Here is a 7,090-nt window from a genome sequence, read left to right as displayed (position 1 = left end):
TTTTCATTTTATCTAATGCTGATTTCTTTTTCTTTACAGCAGTGGAGTAGTTGAGATTTTTAAATGCTGCATATTCTCTAACTGTATGTTCCTCAAAGATCACAAGATTAACTAATTCAAGTTCATCTTTATTTAGCTCTTTAAAAACATGTTTAATAAGCTGAGCATCTATAATATCTGACTCCTTTTTCTCATAAGGACACTCCTCAGGTTTAAGAAGAGATTCTAAGTCTGTAGAAATATCACCAGATAGCAATCCCTCATGGTCATCCCTTTGAGTAGATTTCCTAAGTATATAAAAGAACTAGAAAAATAAATATCCACTAACTTTTTTGTGAAATAACCATTTATGTTCTATTTTGGTTTTTGATAAATTTAGTTTTATATAGATATTTATGGAAGGGTAAATATTTAGATTTAATAGTTTTTATATTAATTATTCAATATGGAAACATAATTTTTCTTGATAACATAAAGATGAGTACTAAAAAGGAGGAAGATATATGGATAATACTGTATTGACTATGGATATAGGAGGAAGTTCTATTAAGTATGGAATATGTAATTTACAAGGAGAATTCTTAGATAGGGGGTCAGTTAAAACACCATTAAGCTCCTTAGGGGATTTACTGAATGTTATTAAAGAGATTCATAGTAGTTATAAAAATGTTATTGGAATTGCTATATCAATGCCTGGGGTTATTGATGTTATAAAAGGAATTGCAATTACTGGTGGGGCTTTATCCTATATTGACAATGCACCATTAGTTGAAATAATAAGCAGAGAGGTTAAGAAGAAGGTTGTTATAGCAAATGATGGTAAATGTGCAGCGTTAGCAGAATTAGGATTTGGAAATTTGAAAGATATTAAAAATGGAGTTGCAATGATTCTAGGAACAGGAATAGGAGGGGGGATAGTAATAAATGGAGAGCTTTTAAATGGAAGTAATTTCTCAGCAGGAGAATTTTCTTATGTAAATACAAATATAGAACAAGTTTCTAATATAGATTATTCAATGGCTTGTCAACTTGGAATTAGAGGAGTTTCAAAAGCAGTTGAGGAAACTTCTAATTTAAAGGATTTAAGTGGAATTGATATATTTAAGTTAATAAAAGAAGGTAATAAAGATGTAGAAAAAGGATTCAAAAATTATTGCCGTAAATTAGCAAGCAATATTTATAATATAATGTATATATTAGATCCAGAGCGATTTGTAATTGGGGGAGGTATATCAGCAGAACCTTTGCTATTTACTTATTTAGAAGAGGCGTTAGATGATTTGTATAATGAATTCTCTATAAAGTTAAGAAAGCCTGAGATTATGCCTTGCAAGTATAGAAATGATGCTAATTTAATAGGTGCTTTATATAATTTTCTTAATATTAAGATATAGACATAGAAATATTAAAAATTAATTACCCTCTCATGTAAAGGTTTGCTATGATGAAATTGTAAATTAATTCAGTAATAATTATTCTAAATAGTGAGTAGCGCGCATCATGATTTAGACATACAACAGGAGGAATAATATGAAATTTTTTAATAGTTTTCAAAATGGACTTGAGAAAATAGTTGGTCCCTTTGCGGAAAAGGTTGCAAATAATAAGTTTATTAAAGCTTTAACAGAAGGCTTTATGTGTACTATGTCTATTACTTTAGGGGTTGCTGTAATTGCAGTTTTAGGGAATTTACCAATAGAACCATGGACTAATTTCTTAAACAATTCTGGATTGTATAGTGTTGCACAAGAGGTTATAGCATTAACCTTATCCCTTCTAGCAGTATATGTTGTTGCTGCTATTGCTTATTGTTATACAAAGAATGAAGGGGAGAATGGAATAGTAGGAGCAGTAATTGCTTTAGCTTCATTTTTATTATTGATGCCAGTACAAAGTGTTATGTTACCTAATAGTGCAAAGCCTTCTTCAATGTTGTTAACAAGTCAAATGGGTAGTGATGGTATTTTCGTAGCTATTATTGTAGGTTTATTTATTCCATGGCTATACTGTTTTCTTATGAAGAAAAATTTAAAACTAAAATTACCTAGTTCTGTACCACCAATGGTTGCTCAATCTTTATCACCAACATTTGTTTCAATGATAATATTTACGTTAATGTTTGCAATTAAGTATGCTTGTGCTCAATCTTCTTTTGGAGATATTTTCTCTTTAATAACTACAGTGATTGGACAACCAATTGCTAAGTTTGGAGCATCACCTATATCTTTAATTTTAGTATTTACGTTAATGAACTTAATTTGGTTCTTTGGAATTCACCCAAATACAATTTTAAGTTGTTATATGCCAATATTAATGATGGTAGGTGTAGCAAATACAGAAGCATTTACTAATGGACAACCTTTACCATTTTTATTATTTGCTATTTTAGGAGGATGTATACAAATAGGTGGAGCAGGTAATACATTAGGTTTATGTATTGCAACTATATTTGCAAAATCTGAAAAATATAAAACTATGAGAAAGCTAGTAATTCCAGCAAATATATTTAATATAAATGAACCAATTATATTTGGTTTTCCAATAATGTTAAACCCATTATATTTTATGCCTATGGTATTGAGTCCTATAGCATCTGGATTAGCAGTTATAGGATTATATAAGATACTTCCAATTACAATTAATCCTGCAATATCTATGCCTTGGGTAACACCAGGATTTGTAAAAACGTTTTTCCAAGGAGGAGTAAGCTTATTATTACTATGGCTTATATCATTATTTATCCACTTTATTTTATACCTACCATTCTTCTTGATAGATGATAAGAATGCATATGAAAACGAGAAAAAGCAAGAAATGGAAGTGAGCAATTAAGATGGCGAAAATTAAATGTAATGTTATATCTTACACATTAATGAGAACAGTTGACATAGAAGTAATTCTTCCAACAGTAACAATTCTAGAAAGTTTAACGAAGGCTGGGGATATTCACCATGAATATCCCGCAAAATTCCCTGTAGTATATTTATTACATGGATTTGGAAATAACCAAAGTCAATGGACAGGATATACTAATGTAGAGCTTTATGCAGAAGAAAGACAAATAGCAATAGTAATGATATCTGGAGAAAATAAAAATTACATTAATATGGGGAATGATTTGTTTGAAAAATTCATAGAGGATGAGTTACCAGAATTTATATGCAATACTTTTCCAATATCTAATAAGAAGGAAGATAGCTTTATAGCAGGATTATCTATGGGAGGCTTTGGTGCATTATATCATGGAATATTAAACTCAAATAAATATAATGCAATAGGAGCATTTTCTCCTGCAGTTAGAATGCAGAATAATCCAATAGATATATTTGAAGTATTAGAAAAGGCTAAAGAAGCACCTAAAATGTTCATTGCTTGTGGAGAAGAGGACTTTGTTTATGAAGATGTTAAGGACTTTGTAAATAAAATTAAGGAAAAAGAGTTTGATCTTACATGGATAAGTGCAGATGGATATGAACATGAATGGAGATTTTGGAATATATGCATAGAAAAGTTCTTAGATTGGATTGAAAGAACTGATTATTATAGTAATAAAATAAGAAAAATCTAAGGAGGAATAGAAATGGGTTTTCCTAAAGAATTTTTATGGGGTGGAGCAACAGCTGCAAATCAATATGAAGGTGGGTATTTAGATGGAGGTAAAGGATTAGCTTGTGCTGATACTATTACTGATGGGGATATGAAGACACCTAGAAAGATAATGATTGAACTAGAAAATGGGGAAAGAAAGTTTATTAATAGGTTTGAGGATGTACCAGCTAATGCTAAAGCAGTAATAGATGAAAACACTTATTACCCAAGTCATGTTGCAACAGATTTTTATCATCATTACAAAGAGGATATTAATTTACTTGGTGAAATGGGGTTTAATTCTTTTAGAATGTCTATAAACTGGTCAAGAATATTTCCAAATGGGGATGATGAAACACCAAATGAAGAGGGATTATTATTTTATGATAAGGTATTTGATGAATGTCATAAAAATGGAATTGAGCCAATAGTTACAATAAATCATTTTGATCTACCTCTTAATTTAGCTATTAAATATGAAGGATGGTTAGATAGGAGGACTATAGGCTTTTTTACAAAATATTGCGATACAATATTTAACAGATATAAGGATAAGGTTAAGTATTGGATGACATTCAATGAAATAAATTTCCTAAGGGATTATTCAACTTTAGGTATAACAGAAGCTTCAAGGTATGATAAGCAACAACAAGCAATTTATCACCTTTTACTTGGAAGTGCTAAGGCTGTAACTATAGGGCATAGTATAAATCCAGATTTTAAAATAGGATTAATGATTGCTAATATATTGTTTTACCCTGAAACTTGTAATCCTAATGATTCTATGAAGGAATTATTAATGGGAAGAGACTTTAAGGACTTTTATTATGATGTTCAATGTCGTGGTTATTATCCATCATATAAGCTTAAAGAAATGGAGAGAAATAATTTTACTCTTTTAAAAGAAGAGGGAGATGATGAACTTCTAAGAGATGGAGTAGTTGATTATATTGGTTTTAGTTATTACAATTCAACAGTTATAACAACTAGAGAGGATTCAAATAAAAGTGGAGGAAATCAATTTGCTGCTGCAACTAATCCTTATTTAGAAGAATCGGAATGGGGATGGCCAATAGATCCAGTAGGGCTAAGACTTGTATTAAATAGATTATATGATAAATACCAATTACCTTTAATGATTGTTGAAAATGGACTAGGCGCCTTTGACAAGTTTGAGGCAGATGGTTCAATAAATGATGATTATAGAATTAATTATTTAAGAAAACATATAGTTGAGATGAAGAAGGCCATAGAATATGATGGCGTTGATTTATTAGGATATACTCCATGGGGATGTATAGATCTTGTTTCAGCAGGAACAGGAGAAATGAAAAAAAGATATGGATTTGTTTATGTTGATTTGGATGATAATGGACAAGGAACTTTCAAAAGATATAAAAAGAAGTCTTTTGAATGGTATAAGAAGGTTATTTCTTCAAATGGTGAAGATTTAAGTTAATATATGATAGAATATATTTGGGTGATTTTATGAAATTTATTATAGATAGCGAATATGAAAATTTAGTTCCAAATGATATTAGAGTAACTGATATAAATAGATATTGTCTTTTAACAGAATCCTATGGAGTTAATGAGAGTATAGCTACTATAGATGCTCATTGGCATGAATGGTTAGAAGTAATATATATATTAGAAGGAGAAATGACCATTGAATATGAAGGCGGTTTATTTAATGTAAAGAAGGGAGAGGTATGTGTAATTGGCTCTCAGGCTTTACATAAAATCGTAGGAGCAAAAGGAGTATATAGATTTCAATGCTTGCATATAAATAATGGATTTATTATTAAAAATATAAATAGTGTAGTATTTTCAAATAAGATTTTTAAGATAAATGAAACAGAAGTATTTTTAAAGTATTTTAATAATATAGTAGCTCTTATAAATGAAAAGAATGCAGTAGCTATTATGAAATATAAGGCTAACCTTTTATTATTACTTTCTCATTGCATTGAAGAGAAAAAGTTAGATAAAAATGAAAATGGCAATTCACCATATAGTGATTCTTTTACAAGAATTCTATTTTATATTAATATACACTTTAAGGAACAATTATCATTAAATGATTTATCTAGAGAATATAATTATACACCACAATATATATCTTCATTGTTTAAAAAATATTTAGATGTAACTTTTCATACTTATTTAACGAAGGTAAGGTTAGATAGAGCTAAATTTATGTTATTTAGTTCTAATAATAAAATAATAGATATTGCATATGAATGTGGTTTTCCTAGCGAACAATCTTTTATTGCACAGTTTAAAAAAGTTTATGGTTTAACACCAGCTAGTTATAGAAAGAAAGAAGGTTCTTAACAAATTAAGAACCTTCTTTAGATTAGTTAATAATGGTGAGGAAAAATACTAAACATCAAATGTTATAAATTAGATTAGATAAGGAGGGAAAATATGAAGATAATTATAAGAGCAGATGACTTAGGAATTAGTGAAGGAGTAAATTATGGAATTTTAAAGTCTATAAAAGATGGAGTAGTTACTTCAACTGGAATAATGCCAAATATGAAATATGCAGAACATGGCTATAATTTAGTAAAAGATACAGGAGTTTGCATAGGACAACATACTAATATTTCTTTAGGTAGACCGCTTATGAGACCAGACTTAATACCATCATTAGTAAATGAAAAAGGTGACTTTTATTCTAGTAGTGAAATAAATCAAAGAAAAGTTGATAGTATTAGCATTTCAGAATGTGAATTAGAGATAGAAGCTCAATTAAATAGGTTTATAGAAATAACAGGCAAAAAGCCAGATTATTTTGAAGGACATGCTGTATTTTCAAAAAATTATTTTAAGGCATTAGAAAATGTGGCAAAAAGATATGGTTTGTTTTATGACATTCCAGGATTTAATAAAGAATGGGAAAAGGAATATGGAATTACTTCATTAGGCTTTGTAAAATTAAATGAAGAGGGCTTATATGATGCATATAAGTATTTTGAAGATAATCTTGAGACAATGAAAAAGGAAGAGTGTACAATTGTAATTTTTCATCCAGGATATTTAGATCAATTTATATTAGATAATTCATCATACACTAAAATAAGACCAATGGAATGTGAGTTTTTATGTAGCGAATGGGTAAAGGAGTTCTTATATAAAAATAACATTAAATTAGTAGATTTTAGAAATTACAGGAATTAATATTTAATTTATATAAAAATAAGAGGCTTGCTTGCGCAAGCCTCTTATCTATTCTATTAAACTACTTTAGACCTAGTAACTTATCTTTGTACTAATAGACTTTTTCCATTAGAAGTAGTGAAAGTCATTGATAAAGTATACATAAATGATATATGAAGATGTTTATCATGAAAAATGAAATTTGAAATAAAAAAATAAGACCTGGAGCAGTTCCAGATCTTAAACATTATAAGTATTATTTATAAATTCATTAAAAGGAATTTTCATTTTATCTAATGCTGATTTCTTTTTCTTTACAGCAGTGGAGTAGTTGAGA

6 protein-coding genes and 1 pseudogene are annotated in these 7,090 nt (G+C 28.9%); 6 read left to right on the top strand and 1 reads right to left on the bottom strand.

Going from position 1 to position 7,090, the window contains the following annotated elements; translation table 11 throughout:
- Positions 1–256: pseudogene (locus KIB46_RS15865) on the bottom strand (hypothetical protein); the annotation flags it as partial.
- Positions 257–503: 247 nt separating this feature from the next.
- On the opposite strand from KIB46_RS15865, the gene KIB46_RS15860 reads away from it, so the two are divergent.
- The 6 genes from KIB46_RS15860 to KIB46_RS15835 all read left to right on the top strand — a co-directional run bounded on the left by KIB46_RS15860 (position 504) and on the right by KIB46_RS15835 (position 6,774).
- Complete coding sequence (locus KIB46_RS15860; RefSeq protein ID WP_291673148.1) at positions 504–1,394, top strand: ROK family protein; 891 nt, start codon at positions 504–506, stop codon at positions 1,392–1,394.
- Positions 1,395–1,530: 136 nt separating this feature from the next.
- Positions 1,531–2,832 (top strand): PTS transporter subunit EIIC, encoded by a 1,302-nt coding sequence (locus tag KIB46_RS15855; protein ID WP_291673145.1) that lies wholly within the window; start codon positions 1,531–1,533, stop codon positions 2,830–2,832.
- A gap of 1 nt (position 2,833) precedes the next feature.
- Positions 2,834–3,568, top strand: a complete 735-nt coding sequence (locus KIB46_RS15850; protein WP_291673143.1) for an alpha/beta hydrolase-fold protein — start codon at positions 2,834–2,836, stop codon at positions 3,566–3,568.
- A gap of 12 nt (positions 3,569–3,580) precedes the next feature.
- Positions 3,581–5,047 carry a family 1 glycosylhydrolase gene (locus KIB46_RS15845; protein WP_291673141.1) on the top strand — a complete coding sequence of 489 codons (1,467 nt, stop codon included), beginning with the start codon at positions 3,581–3,583 and terminating at the stop codon, positions 5,045–5,047.
- A 29-nt stretch (positions 5,048–5,076) separates the two neighbouring features.
- A complete protein-coding gene (locus KIB46_RS15840; RefSeq protein ID WP_291673139.1) occupies positions 5,077–5,925 on the top strand; it encodes an AraC family transcriptional regulator in 849 nt (282 codons plus the stop codon).
- A gap of 93 nt (positions 5,926–6,018) precedes the next feature.
- Positions 6,019–6,774 carry a ChbG/HpnK family deacetylase gene (locus KIB46_RS15835; RefSeq protein WP_291673138.1) on the top strand — a complete coding sequence of 252 codons (756 nt, stop codon included), beginning with the start codon at positions 6,019–6,021 and terminating at the stop codon, positions 6,772–6,774.
- Positions 6,775–7,090 lie beyond the last annotated feature (316 nt).

The sequence above is a fragment of the Clostridium sp. genome, assembly GCF_018372875.1.
GTDB lineage: Bacteria > Bacillota > Clostridia > Clostridiales > Clostridiaceae > Clostridium.
This window is presented reverse-complemented; position numbering and strand designations above follow the sequence as displayed.